General features: G+C 58.3%; 1 protein-coding gene. It reads right to left on the reverse strand.

Going from position 1 to position 276, the window contains the following annotated elements; all coding sequences use genetic code 11:
• On the reverse strand, window positions 1–276 hold a 276-nt coding region (locus HBA93_RS21000), incomplete at both ends, for a helix-turn-helix domain-containing protein (RefSeq protein WP_221724559.1).

The following is a 276-nucleotide window of genomic DNA, read 5'->3' on the forward strand; positions in this document are numbered from 1 at the left end:
GGTTCACATAGCGACGGCCGGTCGGGCTGTCGCGATAAGCGACAATGCCCGCCTCGACGAGCGCGCGGATTGCGCGTGAAACGGTCTTTTCGCTGACGCCGAGATCATAGGCAAGACGCGCATTGGAGATCGCCACAACGGGGCGATTTTCATGCGTCCAGTCCTTGGCCGGCGAGATCGCCAGCAAGGTATCGAGTATCTGATAGGTGTAGCCTTTTATCCCTAGGCGACCGGCGCATTTTTTCAATGCGCTCGCCACTTGGGCTTTAGTCACTG

This window comes from Ochrobactrum sp. SFR4 (assembly GCF_019730395.1).
In the GTDB taxonomy this organism is placed as follows: domain Bacteria; phylum Pseudomonadota; class Alphaproteobacteria; order Rhizobiales; family Rhizobiaceae; genus Pseudochrobactrum.